The sequence below is a fragment of the Pedobacter sp. N36a genome, assembly GCF_014472395.1.
Classification (GTDB): domain Bacteria; phylum Bacteroidota; class Bacteroidia; order Sphingobacteriales; family Sphingobacteriaceae; genus Pedobacter.
Genome location: NZ_JACSZW010000004.1, coordinates 430842 through 457200, shown reverse-complemented (window position 1 = coordinate 457200; position 26359 = coordinate 430842). Strand labels below are relative to the sequence as shown.

The window sequence follows — 26359 nt, the reverse complement described above, 5'->3', positions numbered from 1 at the left end:
ATGAAGGTAAAAGTAAATGAGCAATACAATTTTGAAGTCGCCGTTTCTGCAAATACATTAACGGTAGATGGGCAGGCACTGGAGATGGATGCCAAAACGTTATCAGGAACCACTCAGCATATTATTTATCAGCATAAATCCTATAATGTAGAAGTCTTGGAGCGTGAAGAAGGAGGAAAACAGGTGAGCATCAGGGTTAATGGAAATATATACCAGGTGGAAGTTGAAGACCAATATGACGAATTACTGAAGCAATTGGGAATGGATAATGCTGCAGGGACTAAGGTTCAGGAACTGAAAGCACCTATGCCTGGCCTGGTATTACAGCTAATGGTGGCCGAGGGACAGGAAGTCAATAAGGGAGACAGCTTGCTTGTATTGGAAGCCATGAAGATGGAGAATATCATTAAATCACCTGCGACAGGAACTGTAAAGCGAATCTTGGTGCAAAAAGGAGATAAAGTAGAGAAGAACGGAATTCTGATTCAGTTTGCTTAAAACATAAAATATCAGGCATAAAAAAAGGGAGCGATCAGCTCCCTTTTTTTAGGTATCTATCGTGACTTGAATGCCCTTGCTGGTTTTGGTTTAAACTGCGGTTTTCCGGTAGACCTGATTTCAGATGCACCTAACATCGTCATCGCACAGCGGAAGCCTATATCAGCAGTAGATTCATCCTGCTGCAGGAATCTTCTGGTAGCTGGGTTTAACCATAAAGCCTGATCATCCCATGATCCACCTTTATAAACTCTTGATTTATCTGTAACCAGGGTGATTTCGCCATATAACTCATTCGCTTTATCGCGATACCCTCTTTGGTCAGCGTAGGTATTTGAAGTAGGCGTAGTGGCAGCAGGAGCTGCAGCTTGTTTTTCTGCCCAGGTTTGTTTCTTATAAGACTTGGCATCAGTCAGCACAGGCCTATTGTATTTATCAATTTCTATCTTTCCACTAATGGGATCAGCTACCTTTTTATCCTGGTAATAGTTACCTCTATATGGATTGAAGGCATCAGCAGCTTCGAAGGTTTTTGCACGGTAAACGTCGGCAACCCATTCATTTACGTTTCCAGCCATGTTGTACAAGCCAAAATCATTCGGCATATAAGACCTTACCCCAACGGTTAAACCACCTTTATCATTCAGTGATCCACCAACACCCATATAATCTCCTTTAGTTCTCTTAAAGTTCGCTAAAATCAATCCTCTGGTATTTCTTTTGGCAGAGCTTAATCCCAGGCCATTCCAAGGATAGATTTTATTGGCATTGATGTTTTCATACTGGGTGTTACCAATTAAGCCAAGGGCAGCATATTCCCATTCTGCTTCTGTTGGTAAGCGGTAAGGCTGTTTGATGATCCCATCTTCCAATCTTACATTTCTGGTTGCACCAGATCTACCGCCTGTATTTGCTGCTCCGGCTGCATTTCCTGCATTGGCTGGATTCAGGTCTTTCATTGCTTTTTTTCCTTTATCATCGTATTGTCCACTCAGATAAATTTCAGTGTTGAAAGCGCCTCTTGAGTTGTTGGTTGAGGCCGCTGCTGCATTAGAATTCCCAGTACCATTCAGGTCTTTAAAGCTCGTCATATATCCCTTTTCGCGGAGTAAAAGCTCATTTACACGATCGGTTCTCCAGGCGCAATATCTATCTGCCTGCTCCCAGGTAACACCTACAACCGGATAATCCTGGTAAGCAGGGTGTCTTAAATAGTTGTCTACGTAAGGTTCGTTATAGGATAGGGGTCTGCGCCACACTAAAGTGTCAGGGAGTTCGTTATAATAGTATTCGTGATCTGCTGGGTAGTTGGTGCGAATCCAGTTCAGGTACTCGAGCCAGTTGGTGTTGGAAACTTCAGTTTCATCCATATAAAAGGAAGAAACAGTAGTCTCTCTTTTGTGATTGTAATTGCTCAGTTCTTCCCCAGCAACGTTAATTGCGCTTCCGCTCATCACAAAAACACCGCCTTCAATTTCTACTAATCCTGGACCGGGGCCACGTTTAAATTTTTTATTTACTTCAAAGCCACCAAACTCTCGCTTGTTATACGCCATTCCTGTCTTCTCCGAAGTTCCTGATTTTTTGCTGCAGGAAGAGAGAGAAGCTACGATTACAATAGATGCAATCGAATAATATAAGTATGATTTTTTCATATTGAGGGATCTCATAGTGCTTTAACTGTTAAAATTACATAAAAAAAGACTTATTGAGCAATAAAAAATTTGAGTTAAGTAAAAAATAATCTTTATCAATATATGTTTTGCGCATATCTGAGGGGGTTTTTGCCATAATTTGTCGTAATTATGAGATGTTTTCGGCCAATAGGATCAGGTAATATCTGGTGATAAAATGGAATCTGTTTCTTTTCAGCTTTGAATAATTACGGTAGAATCCTCAATAATTCGGCTGAATACATATTAAGATGGGCTTTATTGCTTAATTTCGAAATCCGGCTCAGTAACCTTAAAATTGAACAAGAAACCGGGATAAGAAAATAGGAATACGTAGAAACTAACAGATATAGAAATGAAGATTAAGGTAGGATTTGGCTTTGATGTGCACCAGCTGAAGGATGGACATCATTTTATGGTAGGTGGTGTAAATTTGGAACACCATAAGGGTGCTTTTGGTCATTCAGATGCGGATGTATTGCTGCATGCGATTTGCGATGCATTACTTGGTGCCGCAAATCTGCGCGACATCGGTTTCCATTTTAAAAATACGGATCCACGTTGGAAAGGAATCAGCAGCCTGATCCTGTTGCAGGAAAGTGTGAAACTGGTTAAGGAAAAAGGATTTGAAATTGGGAATATTGATGCGATGCTTTGCTTAGAAGCACCGAAAATAAATCCTCATATTCCAGCGATGCAGCAGCACATTGCCACAGCAATGGGAATGGATGTGGAGGACATTTCAATTAAAGCAACCACCAACGAACAAATGGGATTTATTGGGAGAGAAGAAGGGGTAGTCGCTTATGCGGTTTGCCTGATTCAAAAAGTATAAAAATGAAGCAGCCGGTAATCAAGGTTACTGGCTGCTTAAAAATCAAACTACTCCTCTAAATAACCAAATCTCCCTTGGTTATAATCTGCAATAGCTTGCTGAATTTCTTCAGGCTTGTTCATTAAAAACGGTCCGTAATGCGTGATAGGCTCATGGATTGGCGCTCCGCTTAAGATGAGTACTACGCTATGCTGAATGCCTTCTACCGCAATTTCCTCGCCTTCATTTTTGAAATAAACCAATTGATCTGCCTTCGCAATTGAGAAGTTATTCACCTTAATTTCTCCTTCAATGACCATAAAAGCGGTATTAAAATCAGCAGGGAAGTTAAAACTTGCTTTTCCATCTTTATGCAGACGAAGATGGTAGACATGCATTGGTGTAAAGGTACTTGCTGTTCCTTTGGTACCCTGATATTCACCAGCAATGACCTCCACTAAGCCAGACTGATCAGGCAATTCATGTTTAGCAATCGATGCCTGACTAAGCGCCTGATATTTCGGCTTACTCATCTTGTCTTTCGCCGGCAAATTGACCCATAGCTGAACCATTTGGAAAGCGCCGCCCATTTTACTGAAAGCCTCTTCGTGATACTCTTTGTGTAAAATACCACTTGCTGCTGTCATCCATTGTACACCTCCAGGGTAGATCACGCCGCTATTTCCAGCGCTATCGTGATGAGCGACGGCCCCATGATAAGCGATGGTGACGGTTTCAAATCCACGATGTGGATGCACACCTACACCCCTAGGCTCATTTCGTGCAGAAAACTGGATTTTGGCATTGTAGTCCAGCAGGAAAAAAGGACTCATTTGGAGCTTATACCCACTGGGAAAAAAATTATGAACCCTAAATCCGTCTCCAACCATTTGAGGTACCGGCGGATTCAACACCGCCGATACCTGTTTTATATTTTCATTCATTTACGTCTCCATTCTAAATTAAGATGGACGTGATGTTTTTAAGCTTGTTTTACAAACTGTAATTCGCCTAATATTCTTACGTCCTCACTCACCATCACACCACCAGTTTCTAATGCGGCATTCCAGGTTAAGCCAAAATCAGTTCTGTTGATTTTACCGCTGATGGTAAATCCTGCTTTTGTATTTCCCCATGGATCTGTTGCAATACCGCCGAATTCTACATTTAATTTGATCGGTTTAGTAATTCCTTTAACGGTTAAATCACCTTTTAAAACGTAATCACCACCGTCTTTTTCAAATGAGCTGGAAGTAAATGTCATTTTAGGGAATTGCTCAGCATCAAAGAAATCACCGCTTTTTAGGTGGTTATCTCTGTCTGTATTTCCGGTATCAATTGAGCTTAGTTCTGCTTCAAAAGTAACTTTAGCATTTTCAAAATCATCGGTGTCTGAAGTTAAAGACGCCGTTAATGAATTGAAACTACCAGTTACTGTAGTGATCATTAAATGTTTTACTTTAAATTGTAGTTCACTGTGAGTTGGGTCTAATGACCATTGAGTAGTTGCCATAATATTGTTGTTTTTAGATTTTCTTTATTTACAACACAAAATTACGGCCACAAAGCTAGACATACATTGATGTATGATAAGAAAAGATTAAACTTTAAAATGCTTGTGTGCGAGGTCTTTACGAACCCTGCTCAGCGACTCTGGTGTGATGCCCAAATAAGAAGCAATCATCCATTGCGGTACCCTTAAGGTGAGGTTTGGATAAAGCTGGATGAAGTTCAGGTACCTTTCTTCGGCAGTCGCACTGAGCAGCATATTGATCCTTTTATGCATGAAACGAATGGAATTGTTCAGCATGGTGTTGTTAAAATCATACATACAAGGCACATGTTTTGACGCTTCATCAATGAAATTTTTAGGCATGACTACCGCCAGAGTTGGCTCAATGGCATCAATGAAAAATTCTGAAGCTTCATTAAACATCCCATTCCGGTCGGAAAGCCACCATTGCTCAGGGGCAAACTGGATGATATGTGTTTTTCCTTTTGCATCTATAGAATAGCTACGCAGCAACCCGTTCAGCACAAAATAACCATGTGGAGATACTTCTCCTTTCATCAGGATCATTTCATTTTTATCAAAGCTCTTTACTTTTAAGCGGTCGGAAATTAAGTCGAATTGCTCGTCTGTAATGGCAACCTTCTTCTGTAAATAGAGTTTGAACGGCTCAAGCATATATGATATAGATAAAACCTATTTTTTACTAGGTTCGATATTGGAGAAGTCTACACCGCATTTGCAATTAGACGCACAGCCTCCTTTTTTAGGAGATACTGATCTGAGGATCATACGCCCTATGTAAAATAGAGCAGCGATGAAAAGAATGACAACTAATATGGTTTGAATATCCATAATACAAAACTAGTTAAAGCCTGCATTAGGCAGGTCTGTTAAATGTAAATTTACTTTTCCACCAGGCCAACCGTTCCGCCAACCCAATCGAAATCCTGGTTATATCTCACGCCAATCATTTTCCCCCGACTTAACCGGGCAAGGCTGATGCAAAGTACAGGTTCTTTTCCTTCCGGCCAAAGGTACATGAGCCTGATTTCTACCTTAATGCCACCATCTGGTGCCTGGACAACCGGCTCATAGCTTACTTTCCTCTGTAGGATCCAATTTTCAGGGTCAGAAATATTTTCAATGTCTTTCTTTTGAACATCAATCAGGACGCCCATACCTGCAAATGAAAACAATGGTTTGAGTACATAATTTTCTAAATCTTCAGGGATGACCTTCAAATCTTTTAAGAAATGAGTGAGCGGTACAAAGTCACTGGTTAAAAAAGGCATGGTGTATTTGCTGATTCGGTAAAACCAGTTTGGATGTGCGACCCATTCTATGTCCAGTGCAGCTCTTGGATCAAAACTATCTTTGAAAATAGCGGTATTCTGACCAATTTCATCAAAGATTAACCGGTTGTAAATTCGCTTTAAAAAGACCTGTTTACCCTCTTCCAGGTAGTAAAGCCGGTTTCCTTCCTTTTTTATGTCGCGAAGGCTCAATACTTTTATACCCAGGTATTCTGCGGTGATGAAAAAATCAATTGCCGTTTTCTGATGTGGAGCGTCAATGTCCATCAAGGCTACTTCATGGGCCTGATGTCTGCCAACGATGACCTCTTTCAGCAGTTCAAGATAACTTTGCTCATTGAGTCCGCTGAAATAAGGGGTCAATGCGGTGGATAAACTGAAAGAGTGTTGAAAGGTCTTTGCTAAATGATTCTGAAAACCATAAAGCGAAGGGAATCCTTGCAGCTCAATTAATTTGGGAGTCAGTTTTCCCTCCTCATCTTTACAAATCCCAAAGTCGAAGGTGAGAAAATGAGGATGGGAGTTTTCTGCAGGAACATACCATTCGCTTGGAATTGACTTTTCCGTCAGTTTTTTAAAGTTTTCCGCTTTAATCAAAGCTATAATCTCTTCGCCAGCGGCGATCAGCTGATCTTTTAAGCGCTCAGGAAGAAAAACCGGGCTTTCTGCCACTCTAAATGGGATTTCAATAAAGCCCTTCTCCAGTTCCTTCAAGAATAAAGCATACTGTTCCGTCGTAAATTGCTCATTAAAAGAAGTCCTGTAACTATTGATCATACTTTGAGTTCTTGGTCTTTTACTGCGGTTAGGCTTATTCAGCCTTTTTAAGCTTCTTGAAAAGCATTCAAGGCTTCATTTAAAAAGTTGGGTAAGATCAGGCTTTGGGTCAGGCTGATTCTATTTGGATCGTCTACGCTATTCAGCATGTCCAGGTATTTTTCTTCCCCATGGTTTTCAATAATTGCTTTTTTCTTATCTTCCTGCAGCAGATATAGTTTCATGCCTACAGGATCTGCTTCCGGATGAAATTGTGTGCCCACAATTTCTGGTGTAAAGCGAATGGCCATCACACAGCGCTCCAGATGTACATGCGGACGTTCTTTTTCTATGGCCAAAACCTCGGCTTCATTGTTAGAAAAGAAAATATCTTCCGGATTAACCACCTGCCAGTCTCTGCTGTCTACGGTGTAAAAAGGATTTGGCAAGCCATTGAATACCGCATCATTCTCGCCTTCTTCTGTCAGGTAAATTGGAAAGATCCCGAAAGCCGTAGAACGTCTTTTGATCACTTTTCCAACCCCAAATTTCCTGCAGGCCATTTGAAAAGAATGACAAATTAAGAAAACATGTTTCTTTTGATGTTCATTTTTCTGATTGAAAATCTCCAATTCGTCGATTAATGCAAAGAAATCATTTTCCCACTGCAGGCCAATACCATCAAAAGGGCTTCCTGGGCCACCACTCGAAATGTAAATGTCATAACTGCCATCAGGAATTTCCCCTTTTAGCCTCAAATCAAAAAGGTCAAAAGATAGGTTGATCGCTGTTTCTTTTTGATAACGAAGCAAAACTTCTTGTATCCCGCGCATTCCCTGATTTGCGACTCCATTATTCATGTCAATTACAGCAACTCTAATGTTGTTTTTATCCCTGGTCATATTTATCTGGCACCGATTAATGTTTGTGAGGTAATATAATCTACTACCGATTCAAAGTTACCATTTTGTTCGTAAACAGCCAATTGCCTGTCTGCACCAGTTCCATTAGCCAATATCGTATGCACATATTTCAGGTCTTCTCTGCAGCCCAGATCATCCACCACATCATCTACAAAATCGAGTAATTCCAAGACCAGATTTCTGCAGTTTACTTCCATTTCTTTTCCAAAATCGATCAGGTTTCCATCGATTCCATATCTTGCTGCTCTCCATTTATTCTCATTTATCAAGGCCCTGGAGTAACTGATGAATTTCATGTTTTGCAGGCGCAGCTTGTATAATTTAGCGCATAATGCCTGAAATAAGGCTACAAATGCCATTGTCTCATCAATTAACATCGGACAATCGCAGATCCTGAACTCTATAGTTTCAAAAAATGGATGTACCCGAATGTCCCACCATATCTTTTTAGCATTGTCAATACTATTGGTTTTGATCAGTAACTTTACGTAGTTGTCATAGTCTTCAATACTATTGAAAATATCAGGGATTCCTGTTCTCGGAAACTTGTCAAATATTTTCGTTCGAAAAGATTTATAACCTGTATTTCTGCTCTCCCAGAAAGGAGAATTTGTGGATAAAGCGAATACATGAGGTAAGAAATAACGGACCTGATTGGCAATATGGATTGCCAATTCCCTGGATTGAAAGCCCACGTGTACATGCAGACCAAAGATTAAATTAGACCTGGCTGCTTCCTGCAGTTCATTGACAATCTCGCTATATCGCGGATGCTCGGTAATCAATTGCTTTTCCCAATGTGAAAATGGATGTGTGCCTGCGGCACCAATCCTTAAGCCTTGTTCTCCTGCCAATTGGGATACCGTATACCTTAATTGCGAGATTTCTGCGCGTGCCTGCTCTGTATTTTTACAGATGCCGGTACCCACTTCTACCACTGCCTGGTGCATTTCTGCCTTCACCTGGTCTTTGTGTATTTTTTGTGCCGCCTCTACAATCTTCTGGTCATGAGAGGTCAATTCGCGTGTTACAGGATCAATGACCATGTATTCTTCCTCGACGCCAAGTGTGAAAATATTCATCGTCTAATTTTTAGCTGTTGGTTCTTGGTTATTTATAGCTGATACTTGTTTATGTCACCATCCCTAATTGCTAATGACCTGCAGCATGTTAATGGAATTTATCCATGCGCCTCTTAAACTTTCGCTTTTTCAATTAATGGAACACCGGCTGCAGAAGTGCGGATATATTCACCCCAGGTCAGGTTGTCCCGACCCTCAATATGTGCTTTTGCGCGTTCTATAGCATACCTTGCGGAGGTTTCAACGACCCATTCAAAGTTTTCCAATCCTACACTTGATACGTCAGCATCCGGTGCCGGATTACAAAAATCAATGGCATAAGGAACCCCATCTCTCACTGCAAACTCAACCGTGTTGAAGTCGTAGCCCAGGTATTCATTCAATTGAATCACATAATCATGAATGGTTTTCAATAACTTTTCACTGGAAGGTGGAGTAGCTACTGAATACCTTAAATGTGCCGGATTTCTAGGCTCATACTGCATGATTTTTACATATTTCCCACCGATACAATAACATCTGAAATATTCATCAAAAATGATTTCTTCCTGGAGCATCATGACCGTTTGCTTGGTTTTACTGTGTTTCTCAAAGAAATCTTCCTTATCGGTAAGTTTATAGACTTCTTTCCAGCCACCGCCATCGAATGGTTTCATGTAAGCGGGGAAGCCTGTATACTCAAAAATTCCTTCCCAATCCATTGGGAAAGCGAGGTTGCTGAAGGAAGCTTCAGAAGTGTCTTCAGGTTGATCGTAAGAGGGGATTAAGGCGGTTTTTGGAACGGGAATTCCGAGTTTAATCGCCAGCGCATTGTTGAAAAATTTCTCATCTGCACTCCACCAGAATGGATTATTGATGACAGCTGTTCCGGTAATTGCTGCATTTTTCATGGCTGCACGATAAAAAGGAACGTCCTGAGAAATACGGTCAATGATCACTGCATAATCTAATGGTTTGGCTTGAAAAATCTTGTCTATGCTCACAAATTCAGCAATGATATCTTTTCCTTCTATTTCATTTACGCGTTTTATAAAGGCCGCAGGAAAGGATCTTTCCTGTCCGAATAAGATTCCGATTTTTTTCATTCGTTTAATGGTTATATAGGTTTTTTACTGATGTCTATGCTGGATGTAGGTTAAATTCCATCGCTTTTTAAACAAAACAAATAAGTTAATGTTCTGTATGGTATTTGTTTACTATTTCATTTCGTCATGAATTACTGATGCTTCATCATGGAATATGCCCGGGTTATAGGATCAGAGTTGTGAAATATATGCCGGAAACATTTCCCGCCAGATGGGCCAGTCATGGTCCGCATGGTCACGAATATCCAGCCAATGGTCAATTCCTTTGGCCGTTAATATTTTCGAAAGCTTTTCATTGTCTGGCTTACATGGATCTCTGTCGGTGGTTCCTAATGCAATTTTCATGTTCCACAATTCCCTGTTTTGATCATGAGGTAAAAAGTCGATTGGGTTATTGAAATAAGCATCATCATTATAGAAGCCGTCCAATTGTCCGCGAATGTCAAAAATACCGCTCATGCTAAATAAATGGCTCACCAGCCATGGATGTCGGAAGGCAAAATTTGCCGCGTGGTAACCGCCAAAGCTGCATCCGGCAGTAATGATTTTTTCCTTCCCGGTTTCTTGTCGGGCAATAGGGGCAAGCTCTTTCAGGATCAGCTGGTCGTACCAGATGTGGTTTCTAATCCGATCCGCAGGGCTGAGGCTTTTATTGTACCAGCTCAGTTTATCAATACTGTCTACACAGTAAATTTTGACTTTTCCAGCATCTACAAACTGCGCCACAGATTCCAGTAATTTGAAATCTTTAGGCTCGTAATACCTCCCCATACTCGTGGGAAACAACACAATCGGATAGCCACTTTCTCCAAAGGTCAACAGCTCAAAATCTGCGCTCAAATGCGGACTATACCATTTTTTATAGGTCTCAACCATAATACAGAAATTAGCTGCTTTAAGGTATAAAAAAGTATTTTCAAACGCAAGGCAATATTTGCATTTCTTTCTATAAATCTGTGGGTTAAGTAAAAATATTGGCAGTACTAAGGATGTTTTAGGAAGAATAGTACCTTTGCAGGCTATACCATTGTTATGTTACTTTCCAAAGTTGCCCGTACTCCGCATTCCATGAAGTCTGCCGTTTTAAAGAGAGAAGTCCTGATTGATCTTTTTATCCCAAATAACTTACTCGGGAATGAAATCTTAAACCTGCTGCTTTTAAATGACGGGCAAGATGCGACAGCCTTGGGGCTGGAGCAGACTTTGAATGGGCTTTATGAGAAAAACAGGCTGGAGTCTTTGGTTCTAGTTGCCATCCATGCACCTGAAAACCGTACTCGGGAATACGGAATTGCAGGTGCTCCGGATTTTCTAAACAGAGGTGCCTCCGCGAATTTATACCGTGATTTCATCCTCACAGAACTGCTGCCTTACATTCAAGAGCAGTTGGGCATGCCAATTCTCGGGAAAAAAGGATTCGCAGGATGTTCGCTTGGTGGGATTTCAGCATTTGATATCGTTTGGAACAATGCGGAATATTTTGACTTCGCAGGTGTGTTTTCAGGTGCTTTCTGGTGGCGTAAAAAAGACCTTAAAGACGGATATACAGATGAAGATCGTATTGTACATCAAATGATTCAAGAGGCCAGCAGTGTTCCTGAAATCGGGGGCAGCCCGAAGCTAAAATTCTGGCTCATGACCGGCACAGAAGACGAAACTGCCGATAGAAACCATAACCTGATCATCGATTCCATTGATGATACTATCGATATCATCAAAGCGCTGCTAAAAAAAGGATACCAGCGTCCGGAAAATATTACTTATTACGAAATGGTAGGAGGTAAGCACAATGTCGAAACCTGGTCTAGCGTCATGCCTACTTTTCTTTGCTGGGCTTTTGGTCGGAAAAACGCCCTGTAGCGATATTTTCAATCTCATCAGAAGGATAAATAAATACGCCCTCTTTGGTTGTTAAAGACATTTTTAACATTGCCAAAGCCACATTTTCAACCTTTATACTTCTGTATTTTCGTAGGCCGCCAACCATTATGGGCTTTAAAAAACGCATCAGCCCGATCATCAATGCTTCTGCCGGACGGTGTTCCTGCCTGTCGCCATCTAATACAGATGGCCGGTAAATATGAATGCTTTTGAAAGGAATACTTTGCAGATCGCGCTCTGTTTCTCCTTTAGTGCGGGAATAAAAAATACTTGAGTTGGGGTTCGCGCCCATGGAAGAGACCAAATGATACTGGGAAGCACCATTTGCCTGCGCAATCGCCGCCGCATCTAAAGGATATAAGTAATCAATTTTCCGGTATTGTGCCAGATCCGGTGTTTTACTTTTTGTGGTCCCAAGGCAGCAGAAAACTACATTTCCCTGGATTTCTGGGCCATAATCGTTCAACCGGTCGAAATCTACCACCAGCTGTTCCAGTTTTGGGTGTTCCTGATTCAATTTCTTTCTAACCAGCACCAAGACAGCCGTATAGTCCGGACTATCGAGCAGCTGTGTTAACAAACTCGTCCCTATTAAGCCACTCGCACCAAGTATTACTGCTTTTTTCTTCATATTGAATTTTTATAGGCCGGTTTCGTTTTTAGGACAAGCCCCGTGATTTTTTGAGAATAAATACCAATTGATTTTTCTGATGTACCAAAATACGAATTCCTGCCTGTAGCTGCAATAAACCTTAATAATAAAACGGTCATTGTTATGGTAATATAAAACGCGGGTTATTTTTCATTATTTGCTCTTAACTAATTGATTGATATGTCGATAATAAACTGTATCTTTGCGCAAAAATTTACACGCATTTTATGCAAAAAATAAGAAATATAGCTATCATAGCACACGTTGACCACGGCAAAACTACACTGGTTGATAAGATCTTACACTCTTGTTCAATCTTCCGTGATAACGAACAATCCGGAGATTTAATACTTGACAATAACGATTTGGAACGTGAACGTGGTATTACCATCGTTTCCAAAAACGTTTCTGTGATGTACAAAGATGTAAAAATCAACATTATTGATACCCCTGGTCACGCCGATTTTGGTGGTGAAGTAGAACGTGTATTGAAAATGGCTGATGGAGTATTGTTATTGTGTGATGCGTTTGAAGGTGCAATGCCTCAAACTCGTTTCGTTACACAAAAAGCTTTAGCCCTTGGTTTAAAACCGATCGTTGTTGTAAACAAAGTAGATAAAGAAAACTGTCGTCCAGAAGAAGTTTATGAGCAAATCTTTGAATTGTTCTTCAACCTTGAGGCTACAGAAGATCAATTAGATTTCCCTGTAATCTACGGTTCATCTAAACAAGGATGGATGAGTACAGACTGGCAAAAACCTACTACCGATATCTTCGCATTATTAGATGCTGTAGTAGCTAACATTCCTCCTGCACCGACAAATGAAGGTACACTACAAATGCAGATCACCTCTCTAGATTATTCATCTTTCGTAGGTCGTATCGCAGTTGGACGTGTTCACCGCGGTTCAATCAAAGAAAACCAACCGGTTACTTTGATCAAACGTGACGGTAAAACTGTAAAATCAAGAGTAAAAGAATTATATACTTTCGAAGGTCTTGGAAAAATCCGTGCTACTGAAGTAAGATCTGGTGATATCTGCGCTGTTGTAGGTATTGAAGGATTTGATATCGGTGATACTATCGCTGATTTTGACGCTCCAGAGCAATTGCCAGTAATCAAAATTGATGAGCCAACAATGAACATGTTGTTCACCATCAATAACTCACCATTCTTCGGTAAAGAAGGTAAATTTGTAACGTCTCAGCGTATCAAAGAACGTCTGTACAAAGAAATGGAGAAAAACTTAGCCCTTAAAGTGGTGGAAACGGAATCTCCAGATGCTTACTTAGTATATGGTAGAGGTATTCTCCATTTATCAGTATTGATCGAAACGATGCGTCGTGAAGGTTATGAGCTTCAGGTAGGTCAGCCACAGGTGATCATTAAAGAAATTGATGGTAAAAAATGTGAGCCTATTGAAACTTTAATCGTTGACGTTCCTGGTGAAGTTGCGGGTAAAGTAATTGAATTGGTAACACAACGTAAAGGTGAATTGTTGATCATGGAGCCTAAAGGAGATTTACAGCATTTAGAGTTTGAAATCCCTGCACGTGGTATCATCGGATTAAGAAATAACGTATTAACTGCTACTGGTGGTGAAGCGATTATGGCTCACCGTTTCAAAGCTTATGAGCCTTGGAAAGGTGTAATCCCTGGAAGATTAAACGGTGTTTTAGTTTCAATGGAAAAAGGTAGTACTACTGCTTATTCAATTGATAAATTACAAGATCGTGGACGTTTCTTCGTTGATCCAGGTGTTGATGTTTATGAAGGTCAGATTATGGGTGAGCACATCCGTGACAATGACTTAGTAGTAAACATCGTTAAAGGTAAAGCTTTAACCAACATGCGTGCTTCAGGTACTGATGATAGCAACCGTATTGCTCCGGCAATTAAGTTCTCTCTGGAAGAAGCTATGGAATACATCCAGGCTGATGAGTACATCGAAGTTACTCCATTGAGCATGCGTTTACGTAAGATTCACTTGACTGAAGCTGCACGTAAAAACAACAAAAACTAATCCGCTTTTTAGCAAGATTAATAGGTTGAAAAAGCCCCTGAACAAAATGTTCAGGGGCTTTTTCTATTTATAAGTCATAAGTCACGCCCCATCCTCCATAGCCCCTTCTTTTTTCTTAATTTTGTACCATATAAAACATAAATACAAGCTCAGATGGAATCATTGAAAGGAAAAAATGCAATCATTACCGGTGCCGGAAAAGGACTTGGACGTGCGGTAGCTATCGCTTTAGCACAAGAAGGTGTGAACGTAGGTCTAGCCGCAAGAACAATTGCCGATTTGGAAAAAGTTGCTGCAGAATTGGCACAATATGGTGTCAAAACTGCAATCGCAGCTATGGATGTCTCCGATATCAATGGCGTAAATATCGCTGTCGAATCTTTAAAATCGGAACTGGGTGCAATTGATATCCTGATCAATAATGCCGGAATCGGTGCCTTCGGTTCTTTCATGGAACTGGAGCCAGCGAAATGGGAAGAAATTATAAAAGTGAACCTGTTGGGGCCTTACTATGTCACTCGTGCCGTACTCCCTGAAATGATCGAAAGAAAAACTGGTGATATCATCAATGTATCTTCAACCGCAGGAAAAAATGGAGCAGCAGTAACGAGTGCCTACAGTGCTTCGAAATTTGGATTAATCGGAATGTCTGAATCCTTAATGCAGGAAGGTCGCAAACACAACATTCGTGTCACGACTTTAGTACCAAGCACGGTGGCTACAGATATGGCAATCGACTTGAAACTAACAGATGGTAACCCTGATCGCGTGATGCAGGCAGAAGATTTTGCAGAACTGGTAGTTTCTCAATTGAAACTTAACCGCAGGGTCTTTGTGAAAGAAGCTGCATTGTGGTCTACTAATCCTTAGTTTTCAAAAGAAACATCATAGAGGGAGGAGCGCTCAGCTTTTCCCTTTTTTGTGGAAAATGAAAAGAAGACTTAATCGTTTGTTCGGCGATGGCGGATATAGTACTGCCCTAAGTTCACTGCAATGAAAAGATGGTTGATGACATTGGGTATGAAACCATAATATTTAGTGAAGATCTTGAAACGCTCTTTCAAACTCGCTGCGTGTTTCTTTTTAGAAATTCCGCCAACCAGGTATTTGGCCACATAACTGTGCGTATTGACAATACTGGAAGCATTTTTAGCAGCCCTGATGATCCAGTCGATATCTGCGCTATACTTATATTGTAAATCAAAAGGTCCCGCCAGACTGCGTTTCACATAGATCGCCTGGTGGCTGATACACATGCCATACCTAAAACTTCTCCAGCTAAAAGTTTCCGGAGCCCGGTGCCTTCTTTGTCCCAGGCTATGCCAGTTCTCATCGTACATTTCTGTCTCACCATAATAAATGTCAGCCGCAGAAGTACTTTCAAATACCTCCGCAACTGTGACCGGCGAATAGATTTCATCACCGGAATTCATGAACAGCACATAATCACCAGTAGCCAATGCGAGCCCTTTATTCATGGCATCGTAAATCCCTTTATCAGGCTCCGAAATAAACTGCGCCAGGCGAGATTTATAATTGTAAATCGTGTCTTTAGTGCCATCCGTAGAAGCCCCATCAATCAAAATGTATTCAATATTCGGATAAGTCTGATTCAACACAGAAAGCATGGTGCGCTCAATATCCTTTACATTATTATAAACGATGGTGATGACGCTGAGCTTTGGTTGCATAGGGTGATTTTTTTAATGAGGCTGTGAATTAATCAGCGATTGATACAATAATAAGTGTTTTTCTGCAATAACTGACTCCGAGAATTTAGTTAATATTGTTCTTCTGGCTTCTTTCTGGATATCAGGAGCGTTTTCGTCGTGGTACAGCCACTCGATTCCCGTGGCCAGGTCTTCCGAAGATTTGTACTCCGCTAAATAGCCATTTTCAAGGTGTTTCACCATGTCGGGTATACCACCTGTTTTAAAGGCCACCACCGGCGTTGCGCAAGCCAAACTCTCCATCACCGTATTCGGTAGGTTGTCTTCCAGGGAAGCCGTAATAAACACATCTGCGGCGGAGTAACATTTGGCCAGGTGATTGTCGTTGCTGATGGTTCCTAAAAACGTGGTTTTGAAAGGAAAGTCTGGCATGTTTACATGGTCTTTATTGCCAAAAATGACCAGTTCAATGTTTTCTTTTATGATCCCAGGTCTCCTGGCCAGGTCATTTAAAGCATCAATCAAATAAGAAGTCCCTTTGTGTTTGTCATTCTTGGAAGGCATAAAACCACTCATCAGTACAAACTGATCAGGATTTATCTTTAATATTTTCTTGGCTTCCGATTTTACATAAGGCTTGAAAACCTTGGTTTCAATGGTGTTTGGGATCACAGTCACTGCTCTGGTTCCCATTAAACTGCTCAACTTTACAGAATCTGCCATCCAATGACTCGGTGCCACAATGTGGAAATTCAATTCAGAGTACGCCTTTTTCTTTTGTAACCAGTTTCTATGAGAAAAATCATCTTTGCCGCTAAATTTTAACAGCGGACAATTGCCGCATTCCTTATGGTAATTCTCGCAGGAATAACGCACATGGCAACCACCAGTAAACGCATTGCTGTCGTGAAAAGTCCAGACCACCGGTTTCTCCAGCTCATCAATCTGTGCCAGGAATTTTGGCGATAAAAATCCATGGTTGATCCAGTGGATGTGAATAACATCCGCGGCTTTTACTTTAGGGTGATGAATGACGGATCTGCCGAACCATTGTAAAGAAAAGGGGGTTTTTAGCGCTTTAGAGAAAGCTTTCGACAAATATCGCTCCGCCAGAATCTTCACAATAGCCACCGCTTTCTGAAATGGACTCCTGTTAAAAGCAGTTGTCAGTTTGCTTTCTTTAAATTGAAAATAAACCATCACTTCAGAATCTATGTCATGCGCCTTTAACGCCTCACTTAGCCTCAGACAAGCCCTTCCGGCACCGCCATTTCCTTCGTATGTATTTAAGTGAACTACTTTCAATCTATCAAAATTAGCGGTTATTGTTAAATTCTTCTGTATTTTCGTTCCAAACTTGTAAAGCCGGTTCGCCTGCCGATAAATTTAATTTAAAAATTGAAACAATCCTAAGCCCTAAGCTGACAAATGGTATATGATGATAATATGACATTAAATCGGGACTTTGAAAACAATTAAATGAGCAGAAACCAATCATAAGATAATTAAATAGCTAAAAATATAATATGGAAAACCTGTTAACCGACAGACAGTTTTGGGTGAATTATTGGGAAAGTAAAACCGATTTATTGGTTAATATTCCATCAAATTATTTGTTTCATCAGGAACTTGGCGAAATTATCAACAAACAGGGCGTAAAAACGGCAATCGAACTGGGAGGCTTTCCAGGATACTATGCCGTATTTCTGAAAAAATATTTTAAGCTGGATGTGACACTGCTCGACTATTTTGTGCACCAGCCGGTGACCAACGCACTGTTGGAAGCCAATCAGTTGAAATCTAGTGACATCAATATTATCGAAACAGATTTGTTCAACTATCAGCCCGTTCAGGAGTTTGACCTGGTCTTGTCCTGTGGACTGATCGAACATTTCAATGATACCGCTGACATTATCAATCGTCACATTGCTTTTGTAAAACCTGGAGGAACCTTATTCATCACCCTTCCGAATTTTAAAGCCCTGAATGGCTGGTTCCAAAAGTCTTTCGACCGCGAAAATTATGATAAACATAACATAAACTGCATGGATCCTAAGCTGCTGGCCAGTATTTGTGAGCAGGCAGGCCTGGAAGTCCTGCAATCCAGATATTTCGGAAATTTCAGTCTCTGGCTGGAAAATGAACAGCAAAAACCGTTAAGTGTTCGTGTTTTGAAGAAAACCCTTTGGTTTGCAGGAAAAATATTTACTAAAATCATCCCTTTTAATTCCCAAGTATTGTCTCCTTATATTATCTTAGAAGCAAGAAAAAAGTAAAAAGATAATGGGACTAAGCTGGGGCTACTCACCTAAAGTTGAAAAATATATACCGCTAGGAGATTATCCGGCAGATCAGTACCTCATCATTGCGCAGCAAGTGATTGAAAATCTGGGCTGGAAGCTAAGCCATGTTTCAGAATCCGGTTTAATAGCCTATACCGGGCTTTCTTTTCAATCCTATAGCGAAGAGATTTCCATCCGCATCAATTATAACTTTGCCGTTTTCAAAAGCGAATGCGTAGGTGTTCAGCTCTTGTTCAATGATTATGGGAAAAATGAAGAGAACCTTCAGAAATTCTTTGATGAGTTTGAATATGTTCAATTTCATCTGAAGGATGTGTGGAAACAAAAACTCGAACAATTTCATGAACATATTGCTTCTCAGGACGACCAGTATTTTGAAAAAGCGCCCTTAGCCATTAAGAATAAGATCAAAAACGTACTTTACCTGTTTATCCCACGAGCAGGATATATGGTGACACCGCTGCTTTTAATCGCCAATATATTATACTATCTATTCATTATTGCAGCCTTTACACTACAGGTCCTTAAATTTAAAGACCTCAGTTTAACGCCTTTTGAATGGAAGGAAATCGGAGAAAAACTCTTTTTAAATCTGGGTGCAGACTCCAGAGATGCGGTTTTAAAGGGGCAGATTTGGCGATTGCTGAGCCATCAATTCATTCACTTTTCTTTTACGCACCTGTTCTTTAATATGTATGCACTCATTTATATCGGCCTCATGGTGGAGAATAAATTGGGCAGCTGGAAAACATTAGCCGTTTACCTGTTGAGCGGTGTTTGTGGTGGGTTGATCAGTGTGGTGCATTATAAAACAGGGATTATGGGGGGCGCATCCGGCGCGATTATGGGGATGTTCGGTTCCTATCTTGCCTTACTCCTTAGCAATGCCTTTGAAAAAAATGCCAATAGAGCATTGCTGATCAGTACCCTGATCGTTACTGCTTTTATGCTGTTAAATGGGTTGATGGGCAAAAAAACAGATAATTCTGCACATTTTGGCGGCGTAATATCTGGATTTGTACTTGGTTACCTCTTTTATAACTCAGTGATTTTCAAAATTAACCTGCCAATATATTGGAGAACAGCCACTGCCTTTCTCCTGGTACTGATCTTAGGAGCAGGAGTCATGCGATTTTCACCCATCTATCAGATCAAGGAATATGCTAAGCTTCGCGAAAAATTGATGGGTAATGAACTGGCATTTAATGAAATTTATAGCCTTCACCAGGGAATGTCTAAAGCTGAAAAGTTGCAGCTCATTAAAAGATGCGCCCTTGATTCCTGGAAAAGGAACCTTGCAATGGTCAAACGCACGGAAACGATGGTGTTATTAGATAAAGACAAGGTTGATCTGGAGTTTAGAACAAAAAAAGCGAAAAAAGGCTATGAACTTGGATTGATGCTATATCAAGATTATCAATCAGATGACCGGCCCCTAAAATCTAAAATTCAGCGGAAATTAGATGAGCTGACCCACATAAACCAGGCGGAAAGAGAGCAGATCACTATGGAAGACTAGAACGGCCTGTTTCCAGGACTAGCCTAAACGCTGTTTAACATATCTTTTGACCCTTTCCCATAAACTACCTTTACGGGTAGACAAGAAATTTTTAATGGTCTCATAAGCAGTATTGTCCTCTTTAATTTCCTCTGGAAACTGCTGAATCGGCTTAGGATTAATGATCACATTATAGATGTCGTTGATCCCGGAATGGATTCCAGTTCCATCATGGCCAATATTATTCACCAGCGACTGTGAAGGATTCAAAGTCAGTCCCCCTTTTAAGAAGATGGAAGCGTACCAGCGGATTGCCCAGGAGTTATTCTTCCCATTTTTAAAATCCTGCATCTGCTTCCAGAAATTCATTTTATGCTCAATAGAAAACTCAGACTTCTTTTTTGCATCAAACTGACCCATTAAAGTATCAATATTAGGTTCGAAATGCTGCCATGCACGATCCCAGGTCGCCCATCCCCAACTGGTTGCTGCACGATAGAAAAACGACTCAGGAAGATTATTCTCTTTTAGCGGATACATGTAAGCCCCGATGTGCATTACCTTCTCTTCCTCGCGGTAGCGGCTTAAAGCCTCGTTGAAATAAGTAAGGGTAAAAGGGGAAGTGATCAGGTCATCTTCCATTACAATCACCTGCTGGTAATCTTTTACCAGTCGGCTTACACCAGCGATGACCGAATTTGCCAATCCCATATTCTCCGGACGCTCAATAATCTCCACAGATCTGAACCCATCAATGCTTTTCAGCAGCTCGCGAACCTCCATGACCTTTGCCTGATCTTCTGCGGATTTAAATCCATCAGAAAATACAAATAACCGGCTTTCTGAAGCCAGTTGATTCTGCTGCAAAAATTTAATAGTACGTTCCGTATGCTGTGGACGGTTATAAACGAATAAAGCAATGGGTGCAAAAAGCTGCATATTAGAAGATCTCCAGGTTTTGGTTTGACTTTTTAGTGAGCACAGTATAGGCGTTCCCAAATTGTTCCCGCTTATTTTTTCCTAGAATGGCACCTAAAATATTTTTAATGCGGTGCTCCAGCTCTATTTTTAACGTAGGCAGTAATGTTTTAGGTGTTTTCTTGACTTTGAATTCGCAGAATTTAATGGTGTCAATAGGGGTAAGGGTGGTTTTATCTGCTTCTATTACAAAGCCTTCACTTTGCAAAAGAAAACGAATCAATGTGGGGGTGTACATGTTGATATGGCCATAATCCAGGAAGTGTTTCATCCTTTTATCGACACCAAAACGGTAGTCTAAAGGCACTTCAATAACCAAATATTTAGCAACTCTTTTTAGCTCTCTCAGCAGTACTCTTTCATGCTCCACATGCTCCAGAACATGGGAAAGGATGATGAGGTCAAAACTGTCGTCCGCGTAAGGAATGCTATAGCCATCAAAGCGGTTTACCTCTTTTAATTTGCTCAAATTGCGTTTCCTGATGAGCTCAACGCCACTATCCGCTATTTCCAGTGCATAGAGCTCTGTGCCAAAATTCCACTCATTTAGGTAATGTAAAATACTGCCATCTCCCGCGCCTACTTCCAATATCTTCTTTGGCTGAATTCCCTGACATACCTCTATCAGGTTTTTTGCTTTGGATTTTGCACCAAGCATACGCCATTCTACATCGCTACCCGTGTAAAAGTCGTTGTATGAGGCTACGATATCTTCTGTGATGATGGCCATTTGATTAGTCTTTTATACCGTCAATGATCAATGAAGAATAACCCAGGGGTTCATTAAAGCGCTTATCGAACCTTCTGGACCTTAGAATATGGCCGTCTTCACTTTTCCAGTCTACAAAATGAAACTGTTTGTTCTCATCATAGTATTCTAAAAGTTTCACACGGAAACCTGCATCTTCCAATACTTTGCTCAGCTTCTTATAGTCGTATAACAACTTATGGTCATGGGAACCTTCACCATGACCGCCAGGTTTTACCTGTTCGATATAAGCTGGATTAGGGTGAAAACCATCTGGAACCGCGATCCTGATACTGCCGCCTTTCTCCATAAAAGTATAGCAGTTTTTTAGTGCGATCAGGGCATCCGCATAGCTGATGTGTTCAAAAACATGTTCTGCGAGGAATTTTGAAGCTTTCTTTTCGCCTAATAAATTTTCAAAGGAACTCTTTTCTAATAAATTTAAACTCTCAATATTAGTCGGTAACCAGTTTTCATAGTCGGTATTCTCTGAACCTATGATGATGTTCAAAGGGCCGGACGATTTCTTGATTTTGGACTTCAATTGTAGGAGATCCAATATGTTTTTTGGTTTTAATACGATTGATCTTACTACCTTTCTTAAGGAATTCATCTGTATAATGTGTTTTTGTAAGAGGAAACGGTCATGAAATCATGTGTCGGTTCACCTGTATGGCTTAAATTTGTCCCTGCAGCTCAATGATAGGTTGCAGGTCATTTGAGTGTCAAAGTTAAAATGTTAAACGCAAAAAGCTAATATATCCGTATAATTATTGGATCAGATAATTTTCTTAAGCTTACTTAATTGCAGCGGGCCTGTTTTTGATCTTTTCAAACAGGGTAATGAGGAATAGAGATTTAAGCATCATGATGCCCTGCTGCCGTGTTTTCGGAACAAATAAAATCATGAAATTGGAACTCGCATAGGCAATTAATGTAGCCACTGCCGCACCCATAATCCCATATTCTGGAATCCACAAGATGTTTAAAACAATATTGATAATAGCGCCAGCGCCAGTACGGAGCATGGAAAGCTTAGTGTAACCTTCCGCAATGAGGAATTGCCCGCTGGCAGTGCCAAGAAAAGTGAAAACCCCTGCCCAGATATGGACCGACAATACATGCGCTGCCGGCCAGTAGTCAGGAGTATACAATATTCTGTAGATCAGAGGTGAAGCAAAGGTCATAAAAAGCGCAATGCTCAAACTGATCCAGACCATTAAGTCGTACATGTTCTGCATCCTGCGCTGATACCTTTCCGGATCATCCCTTTTCGCATTCATAATGGCCGGAAAAACAGCCGTTACAATGGCTACAGGGATGAAATACCAGGCTTCAGAAAATTGGGCTACCGTGGCATAAATCCCTTGCTGTGCAGAACCTAAATATCCCTGAATCATCAGCGTATCTATCTTCATATAGATAGAAATCAGGATGGCCGAAAAAGCCATTGGCCAGGAATTTTTTAATAGAAAACGTGCTAGAGGACTTTCAAATTTCCATTCAAATATAGATCCTCCTTCTTTTTGGTATAGATAAACGTAACCAAGTGCCAAGGCAATCACATCAAACAATAAGGCGGCGATAAACCAAGTCAGGCTCATGCCTAGTACAATCAATAGCAATTTGAAGGCAGCAGACAATAGGTTTCCCATCACCTGCACCGCCATTATAAATTTTCCTTGAGCCCTGGATTGAAAATAGCTATCAATGATATTAAATGCTTGAACAAGCCCAGTAAAACTGACCACCATGATATAAGACAAGGGTGCGTCTACGGTAGTTAGGTCTACCGCAAAATGGTAAGCGAGATAAATCAGGGGGAGCACAGCGATACCGCCGATGAGTTTTAAAGTAAAAGCCGTCCCGAGTAATTCGTTTTTCTTCTCCGGGAAACGCAGGAGCTCCCTGGTTACAAAACCATCTAATCCCAAAGCTGCTGCGGCAATAAAAAACGTAATAAATGCAAGTGGGTAATTATAAACTCCGAATACTTTTGGACCTAAATAATTACCAACAGCGATACTGGCCACTATTTTTATGCCCATGCTGCCCACTCGGGCAATCATCAGCCAGCCTGCATTTTTTGCGTATTTCTCTATCGCTCCCTGGTCAAAGCCAGGAATACTTGGGATTTTCATGCTCGCCTGTTCTTGCTGAAATTAACTTAAGGGTGCTCCAACAGGAACCGCACAATCATGACCTGGCAGGCCATGTGCCGGGTTTATTTTCGCTTCTTTCTGGTTGACAGGAGTACTTGGAGGCGTTGCTGCAGGTGCTGCCGTTTGTGGGACAACCACTGGTGCAGAAGCTGCTGTTCCTGTGCTTGGCGCTGTTGATGCGCTGGCATTCAATGGTGCTCCAACTGGAAGTGCACAGTCATGAAAAGGTTGTCCATGTGCTGGATTGTTTGCTGGTTTTTCTCCGCTAGCCATAGTTGGACTAGCCGAAGGAAGGCCAGCAGGTGTAGGAGTTACTACATTCTGACTTTGCTTAGGTTCACTGTTACAGGCGGAAAGTGCCAGAACAAAACAACTGATATAAAGGATCCTTTTCATATTTATACATTTATTAACCTTCTAATAGAGATAAAAGATAAGCAAAGATGTGAAATTTGTTGGGTTATCGCAGGTAGCTTTGATCAATCCTATGTAATTGTTGCAAATGGTGGTTCAGGTGGATTTTAATAAAACTCAGCCAATGAAACGGATTCAGATAGCCAAACCTTGGGTGCGGCATTTTTAAGTTTTTATTTGCATTTGGCAGCAGTAAAGTATCCTTCTCCAGTTGTTGAACGAAGTCATCTATTAAGGACGTAGCCTCTGCCTTGCTGATTTTTTTCAGCCTTTCCGCCAGTCTTTTCGGTGCTTTATACCTTCTTCCCGGTGGAAGGCTGCCTAAAAATAAGATCAGCTTGACCATAAAAGCGGTAGGCTTTTGCTCCCCCTCACCAGTAATCGCAGCCCTCAGTTGCTTTAAAGAAAGGATACTGGAATCAAAAATATGAAAATATACTTCACTGTAGGACCAGCCGCCAATAGGAGGGGTTTCGAGAAAACGATCTTCCTCCAGCTCATTTAGTTTCTTTTGATAAGCCAGCACGATTTGCTGGATCTTTTTATAGTCTCTGCCAGTACTCATTTGTTCTAATTTTGTGTAGCGATATAGTCAATGAATGCTGATTTGTCTGTCGGGAAGCGAAAAAGATTCGCCATTCTCATGGCATTTTTTTTATCAGCAATGAAAGGATAAATATATTTTGCAAAGGCCAGTTGATCTCCGCCAAATTTCAATAACCTCAGTAATTCATAAGCCTGATCTGCAGTTATCCAAGAGCTCTTCAAAGCTATTTTTACTAATTTCACTTGGCCATCAGCCCAGCTTTCCCTATTTATCATAGATAATAATTGCTTGAATTCATCAGCAGTCATCACCTCAGGCCTGTCCTCGATTTGCCCTGGACCAGGTCGGTCACTGAAAATTGCGCGGTCCCAGTTGTCCAATGCATACTGACCACGGTCGTATAAATTTAAGGTACTGATGTTTCTCCAACCCCCACGACTACTATAACCGGCCAATAAACGGGCATTCATCGGTAAATTGATGCGTCTGCGGAATACCTCCGCATTGTCTTTCATCACGACTACCGTAGGAGCGCTATTGCGGATTTCATAAAAACGGAATCGCCCTTTTGAGGATCCGGCAAATTCATCATCTACATACACAACGTAATTTCCACGTTCCGGGATTTCTATAAATAATTCAGCAGTACTGCGGGTATGTTGTGCAAAGATAAAATCGCTCTGCAAGAGCAGCACAAGGAGGAACAATAGTTTTCTCATAGGGTTTTGAGCAATAGGTTTCAGGACTTGTTCTGATAAGAATAAGCAATTAAAAATGATTTAACAAATCTTCCAAATGATTAATTTGCCAGGCTACATCCTGTGGCTTTTCCTTATGCAGTGGATTAAAAAAGATGGCCTGAATCCCGAAGTCCTGTGCTCCGCGAATATCCGCCTCCAGACTGTCGCCAATCATGATACTTTCCGGTTTTGTCGCTTTTGCCTTGGCTAGGGCATATTCAAAAATGGCTTTGTCGGGTTTATTCACACCTACATCTTCAGAAATGATCACATTTGAAAAGTATGGATTTAAACCGGATTTGTCCATTTTCGTCAGGGTACTCTCTTTAAATCCGTTAGAAATGATATGTAGCGTGTATTTCTCTTTCAGATAGGTCAATACCTTTTTCGAACCTTCAAACAGGTGGGTTCTAATGGGGGTAAGGCGTACGTAATCGTCTTCAAACTGCAGAGGAATCAATTCCGGGGAGACACCCAGCTGCGTAAAAGTCTTACTGAAACGTTCAGACCTTAAGGCTTCTTTAGTAATCTTTCCTAAATGATATTCAGCCCATAACAAATGGTTGTTCTCAGTGTAAGTTGCAATGAAGGCTTCCGGAGAAGTGAGCCCCAATGCGGCAAGTTTATACTGATGGTACAATTCCATAAGGGTCTCCTCTGCGTTTTTATCAAAATCCCAAATCGTATGGTCTAAATCGAAGAAAATATGTTTAATCATGCTGCTGTTCCTTTATCCTAATCATCAATAATGTATGGTTATGCTGATGAGCGTTGCAAAGATAACAACAACCAGAACTTTTAAGTATCTAAGTAATTTTGTAGCCAATGTGTACTGTCGATGTGCATTTTCTGGGGTAATAGGGGTTAAATAATTGAAATAATGAGGGAAATTGTTGACCATCGTCAGCAAAATATAAAAGGCAGTGGCCACCATTGGCAGGCTATAAATATCAGAACGATGGCCAAAACTATCGGTCGTGCCCGAAAAATTAAAATGAACAGGAATGTCCTGCATATTGAAAATACACACATAACCATAGACCCATCAGCAGAAAAAGGCCAATTCCTTCAATTATTTTAAAGCG

The 26359-nt window shown here is 40.9% G+C and carries 29 protein-coding genes; 8 read left to right on the top strand and 21 right to left on the bottom strand.

From position 1 onward, the window contains the following. Entirely contained in the window at positions 1-498 is a 498-nt protein-coding gene (locus H9X96_RS10810; protein ID WP_187666280.1) for a biotin/lipoyl-containing protein, read from the top strand. A 56-nt stretch (positions 499-554) separates the two neighbouring features. Here the strand turns inward: H9X96_RS10810 and H9X96_RS10805 are convergent, their stop codons facing one another. Beyond that, the gene (locus H9X96_RS10805) at positions 555-2153 is read right to left on the bottom strand and encodes an SUMF1/EgtB/PvdO family nonheme iron enzyme (protein ID WP_187666279.1); all 1599 of its coding nucleotides are present in this window, start codon (positions 2151-2153) and stop codon (positions 555-557) included. Positions 2154-2526: 373 nt separating this feature from the next. Here H9X96_RS10805 and ispF point away from each other — a divergent pair, with 373 nt between their 5' ends. Further along, positions 2527-3006 carry a 2-C-methyl-D-erythritol 2,4-cyclodiphosphate synthase gene (gene ispF / locus H9X96_RS10800; protein WP_187666278.1) on the top strand — a complete coding sequence of 160 codons (480 nt, stop codon included), beginning with the start codon at positions 2527-2529 and terminating at the stop codon, positions 3004-3006. Positions 3007-3053: 47 nt separating this feature from the next. Here ispF and H9X96_RS10795 read toward each other — a convergent pair whose 3' ends face one another. The 9 genes from H9X96_RS10795 to H9X96_RS10755 form a co-directional block, all read right to left on the bottom strand. Beyond that, positions 3054-3929 (bottom strand): pirin family protein, encoded by an 876-nt coding sequence (locus H9X96_RS10795; protein WP_187666277.1) that lies wholly within the window; start codon positions 3927-3929, stop codon positions 3054-3056. A 38-nt stretch (positions 3930-3967) separates the two neighbouring features. Beyond that, positions 3968-4498, bottom strand: a complete 531-nt coding sequence (locus tag H9X96_RS10790; protein WP_187666276.1) for a YceI family protein — start codon at positions 4496-4498, stop codon at positions 3968-3970. 87 nt (positions 4499-4585) lie between these two features. Beyond that, positions 4586-5173 (bottom strand): Crp/Fnr family transcriptional regulator, encoded by a 588-nt coding sequence (locus H9X96_RS10785; protein ID WP_187666275.1) that lies wholly within the window; start codon positions 5171-5173, stop codon positions 4586-4588. Positions 5174-5191: 18 nt separating this feature from the next. Beyond that, on the bottom strand, positions 5192-5350 hold the full coding sequence (locus H9X96_RS10780; protein ID WP_187666274.1) for a FeoB-associated Cys-rich membrane protein: 159 nt from the start codon (positions 5348-5350) through the stop codon (positions 5192-5194). A gap of 50 nt (positions 5351-5400) precedes the next feature. Beyond that, on the bottom strand, positions 5401-6588 hold the full coding sequence (locus H9X96_RS10775) for a hypothetical protein (protein WP_187666273.1): 1188 nt from the start codon (positions 6586-6588) through the stop codon (positions 5401-5403). 47 nt (positions 6589-6635) lie between these two features. Further along, positions 6636-7469 (bottom strand): type 1 glutamine amidotransferase, encoded by an 834-nt coding sequence (locus H9X96_RS10770; protein WP_187666272.1) that lies wholly within the window; start codon positions 7467-7469, stop codon positions 6636-6638. Positions 7470-7471: 2 nt separating this feature from the next. Further along, complete coding sequence (locus H9X96_RS10765; protein ID WP_062546571.1) at positions 7472-8572, bottom strand: carboxylate-amine ligase; 1101 nt, start codon at positions 8570-8572, stop codon at positions 7472-7474. A gap of 113 nt (positions 8573-8685) precedes the next feature. Beyond that, a complete protein-coding gene (locus tag H9X96_RS10760; RefSeq protein ID WP_187666271.1) occupies positions 8686-9657 on the bottom strand; it encodes a RimK family alpha-L-glutamate ligase in 972 nt (323 codons plus the stop codon). Positions 9658-9828: 171 nt separating this feature from the next. Beyond that, entirely contained in the window at positions 9829-10533 is a 705-nt protein-coding gene (locus H9X96_RS10755; protein ID WP_187666270.1) for an esterase family protein, read from the bottom strand. Between the two features lie 156 nt (positions 10534-10689). Here H9X96_RS10755 and H9X96_RS10750 point away from each other — a divergent pair, with 156 nt between their 5' ends. Next, positions 10690-11517: an esterase family protein gene (locus tag H9X96_RS10750; protein WP_187666269.1), complete on the top strand. Its 828-nt coding sequence runs from the start codon at positions 10690-10692 to the stop codon at positions 11515-11517. Here H9X96_RS10750 and H9X96_RS10745 read toward each other — a convergent pair. Continuing rightward, complete coding sequence (locus tag H9X96_RS10745; protein ID WP_187666268.1) at positions 11474-12169, bottom strand: oxidoreductase; 696 nt, start codon at positions 12167-12169, stop codon at positions 11474-11476. The genes H9X96_RS10750 and H9X96_RS10745 overlap by 44 nt on opposite strands. Before the next feature lie 248 nt (positions 12170-12417). Between H9X96_RS10745 and typA the strand changes: the two genes are divergently transcribed. Next, positions 12418-14214: a translational GTPase TypA gene (gene typA, locus H9X96_RS10740; RefSeq protein ID WP_187666267.1), complete on the top strand. Its 1797-nt coding sequence runs from the start codon at positions 12418-12420 to the stop codon at positions 14212-14214. A 153-nt stretch (positions 14215-14367) separates the two neighbouring features. After that, complete coding sequence (locus tag H9X96_RS10735; RefSeq protein ID WP_187666266.1) at positions 14368-15084, top strand: 3-ketoacyl-ACP reductase; 717 nt, start codon at positions 14368-14370, stop codon at positions 15082-15084. A gap of 71 nt (positions 15085-15155) precedes the next feature. Here H9X96_RS10735 and H9X96_RS10730 read toward each other — a convergent pair whose 3' ends face one another. Beyond that, positions 15156-15905, bottom strand: coding sequence for a glycosyltransferase family 2 protein (locus H9X96_RS10730; RefSeq protein ID WP_187666265.1), 750 nt, complete (start codon positions 15903-15905; stop codon positions 15156-15158). A 12-nt stretch (positions 15906-15917) separates the two neighbouring features. Beyond that, positions 15918-17189: a glycosyltransferase gene (locus H9X96_RS10725; RefSeq protein ID WP_187666264.1), complete on the bottom strand. Its 1272-nt coding sequence runs from the start codon at positions 17187-17189 to the stop codon at positions 15918-15920. 221 nt (positions 17190-17410) lie between these two features. On the opposite strand from H9X96_RS10725, the gene H9X96_RS10720 reads away from it, so the two are divergent. Together H9X96_RS10720 and H9X96_RS10715 are read left to right on the top strand one after the other, a co-directional pair. After that, positions 17411-18160: a bifunctional 2-polyprenyl-6-hydroxyphenol methylase/3-demethylubiquinol 3-O-methyltransferase UbiG gene (locus H9X96_RS10720; RefSeq protein WP_187666263.1), complete on the top strand. Its 750-nt coding sequence runs from the start codon at positions 17411-17413 to the stop codon at positions 18158-18160. A 7-nt stretch (positions 18161-18167) separates the two neighbouring features. Next, entirely contained in the window at positions 18168-19706 is a 1539-nt protein-coding gene (locus tag H9X96_RS10715) for a rhomboid family intramembrane serine protease (RefSeq protein WP_187666262.1), read from the top strand. Positions 19707-19724: 18 nt separating this feature from the next. On the opposite strand, the gene H9X96_RS10710 is transcribed toward H9X96_RS10715, so the two are convergent. From H9X96_RS10710 to H9X96_RS10675, 8 genes are all read right to left on the bottom strand, one after another. Further along, the gene (locus H9X96_RS10710; RefSeq protein WP_187666261.1) at positions 19725-20624 is read right to left on the bottom strand and encodes a glycosyltransferase; all 900 of its coding nucleotides are present in this window, start codon (positions 20622-20624) and stop codon (positions 19725-19727) included. 1 nt (position 20625) lies between these two features. Next, positions 20626-21393: a class I SAM-dependent methyltransferase gene (locus H9X96_RS10705; protein WP_222943878.1), complete on the bottom strand. Its 768-nt coding sequence runs from the start codon at positions 21391-21393 to the stop codon at positions 20626-20628. 4 nt (positions 21394-21397) lie between these two features. Continuing rightward, positions 21398-22024 (bottom strand): hypothetical protein, encoded by a 627-nt coding sequence (locus H9X96_RS10700; protein WP_187666260.1) that lies wholly within the window; start codon positions 22022-22024, stop codon positions 21398-21400. Between the two features lie 184 nt (positions 22025-22208). Beyond that, positions 22209-23552, bottom strand: coding sequence for a flippase (locus H9X96_RS10695; RefSeq protein WP_187666259.1), 1344 nt, complete (start codon positions 23550-23552; stop codon positions 22209-22211). A 21-nt stretch (positions 23553-23573) separates the two neighbouring features. Beyond that, complete coding sequence (locus H9X96_RS10690) at positions 23574-23969, bottom strand: hypothetical protein (protein ID WP_187666258.1); 396 nt, start codon at positions 23967-23969, stop codon at positions 23574-23576. 64 nt (positions 23970-24033) lie between these two features. Continuing rightward, a complete protein-coding gene (locus H9X96_RS10685; RefSeq protein WP_187666257.1) occupies positions 24034-24552 on the bottom strand; it encodes a DinB family protein in 519 nt (172 codons plus the stop codon). Positions 24553-24557: 5 nt separating this feature from the next. Then, positions 24558-25253 carry a DUF4476 domain-containing protein gene (locus tag H9X96_RS10680; protein WP_187666256.1) on the bottom strand — a complete coding sequence of 232 codons (696 nt, stop codon included), beginning with the start codon at positions 25251-25253 and terminating at the stop codon, positions 24558-24560. Between the two features lie 49 nt (positions 25254-25302). Continuing rightward, positions 25303-25992, bottom strand: coding sequence for a YjjG family noncanonical pyrimidine nucleotidase (locus H9X96_RS10675; protein ID WP_187666255.1), 690 nt, complete (start codon positions 25990-25992; stop codon positions 25303-25305). A 162-nt stretch (positions 25993-26154) separates the two neighbouring features. On the opposite strand from H9X96_RS10675, the gene H9X96_RS10670 reads away from it, so the two are divergent. Then, on the top strand, positions 26155-26355 hold the full coding sequence (locus H9X96_RS10670) for a hypothetical protein (RefSeq protein ID WP_187666254.1): 201 nt from the start codon (positions 26155-26157) through the stop codon (positions 26353-26355). The last annotated feature ends 4 nt before the right edge of the window (positions 26356-26359 follow it).

Coding starts and splice junctions, on each gene's coding strand:
- H9X96_RS10810 (WP_187666280.1), top strand. CDS start 1: ATGAAGGTAAAAGTAAATGAGCAATACAATTTTGAAGTCGCCGTTTCT.
- H9X96_RS10805 (WP_187666279.1), bottom strand. CDS start 2,153: ATGAAAAAATCATACTTATATTATTCGATTGCATCTATTGTAATCGTA.
- ispF (WP_187666278.1), top strand. CDS start 2,527: ATGAAGATTAAGGTAGGATTTGGCTTTGATGTGCACCAGCTGAAGGAT.
- H9X96_RS10795 (WP_187666277.1), bottom strand. CDS start 3,929: ATGAATGAAAATATAAAACAGGTATCGGCGGTGTTGAATCCGCCGGTA.
- H9X96_RS10790 (WP_187666276.1), bottom strand. CDS start 4,498: ATGGCAACTACTCAATGGTCATTAGACCCAACTCACAGTGAACTACAA.
- H9X96_RS10785 (WP_187666275.1), bottom strand. CDS start 5,173: ATGCTTGAGCCGTTCAAACTCTATTTACAGAAGAAGGTTGCCATTACA.
- H9X96_RS10780 (WP_187666274.1), bottom strand. CDS start 5,350: ATGGATATTCAAACCATATTAGTTGTCATTCTTTTCATCGCTGCTCTA.
- H9X96_RS10775 (WP_187666273.1), bottom strand. CDS start 6,588: ATGATCAATAGTTACAGGACTTCTTTTAATGAGCAATTTACGACGGAA.
- H9X96_RS10770 (WP_187666272.1), bottom strand. CDS start 7,469: ATGACCAGGGATAAAAACAACATTAGAGTTGCTGTAATTGACATGAAT.
- H9X96_RS10765 (WP_062546571.1), bottom strand. CDS start 8,572: ATGAATATTTTCACACTTGGCGTCGAGGAAGAATACATGGTCATTGAT.
- H9X96_RS10760 (WP_187666271.1), bottom strand. CDS start 9,657: ATGAAAAAAATCGGAATCTTATTCGGACAGGAAAGATCCTTTCCTGCG.
- H9X96_RS10755 (WP_187666270.1), bottom strand. CDS start 10,533: ATGGTTGAGACCTATAAAAAATGGTATAGTCCGCATTTGAGCGCAGAT.
- H9X96_RS10750 (WP_187666269.1), top strand. CDS start 10,690: ATGTTACTTTCCAAAGTTGCCCGTACTCCGCATTCCATGAAGTCTGCC.
- H9X96_RS10745 (WP_187666268.1), bottom strand. CDS start 12,169: ATGAAGAAAAAAGCAGTAATACTTGGTGCGAGTGGCTTAATAGGGACG.
- typA (WP_187666267.1), top strand. CDS start 12,418: ATGCAAAAAATAAGAAATATAGCTATCATAGCACACGTTGACCACGGC.
- H9X96_RS10735 (WP_187666266.1), top strand. CDS start 14,368: ATGGAATCATTGAAAGGAAAAAATGCAATCATTACCGGTGCCGGAAAA.
- H9X96_RS10730 (WP_187666265.1), bottom strand. CDS start 15,905: ATGCAACCAAAGCTCAGCGTCATCACCATCGTTTATAATAATGTAAAG.
- H9X96_RS10720 (WP_187666263.1), top strand. CDS start 17,411: ATGGAAAACCTGTTAACCGACAGACAGTTTTGGGTGAATTATTGGGAA.
- H9X96_RS10715 (WP_187666262.1), top strand. CDS start 18,168: ATGGGACTAAGCTGGGGCTACTCACCTAAAGTTGAAAAATATATACCG.
- H9X96_RS10710 (WP_187666261.1), bottom strand. CDS start 20,624: ATGCAGCTTTTTGCACCCATTGCTTTATTCGTTTATAACCGTCCACAG.
- H9X96_RS10705 (WP_222943878.1), bottom strand. CDS start 21,393: ATGGCCATCATCACAGAAGATATCGTAGCCTCATACAACGACTTTTAC.
- H9X96_RS10700 (WP_187666260.1), bottom strand. CDS start 22,024: ATGAATTCCTTAAGAAAGGTAGTAAGATCAATCGTATTAAAACCAAAA.
- H9X96_RS10695 (WP_187666259.1), bottom strand. CDS start 23,552: ATGAAAATCCCAAGTATTCCTGGCTTTGACCAGGGAGCGATAGAGAAA.
- H9X96_RS10690 (WP_187666258.1), bottom strand. CDS start 23,969: ATGAAAAGGATCCTTTATATCAGTTGTTTTGTTCTGGCACTTTCCGCC.
- H9X96_RS10685 (WP_187666257.1), bottom strand. CDS start 24,552: ATGAGTACTGGCAGAGACTATAAAAAGATCCAGCAAATCGTGCTGGCT.
- H9X96_RS10680 (WP_187666256.1), bottom strand. CDS start 25,253: ATGAGAAAACTATTGTTCCTCCTTGTGCTGCTCTTGCAGAGCGATTTT.
- H9X96_RS10675 (WP_187666255.1), bottom strand. CDS start 25,992: ATGATTAAACATATTTTCTTCGATTTAGACCATACGATTTGGGATTTT.
- H9X96_RS10670 (WP_187666254.1), top strand. CDS start 26,155: ATGAGGGAAATTGTTGACCATCGTCAGCAAAATATAAAAGGCAGTGGC.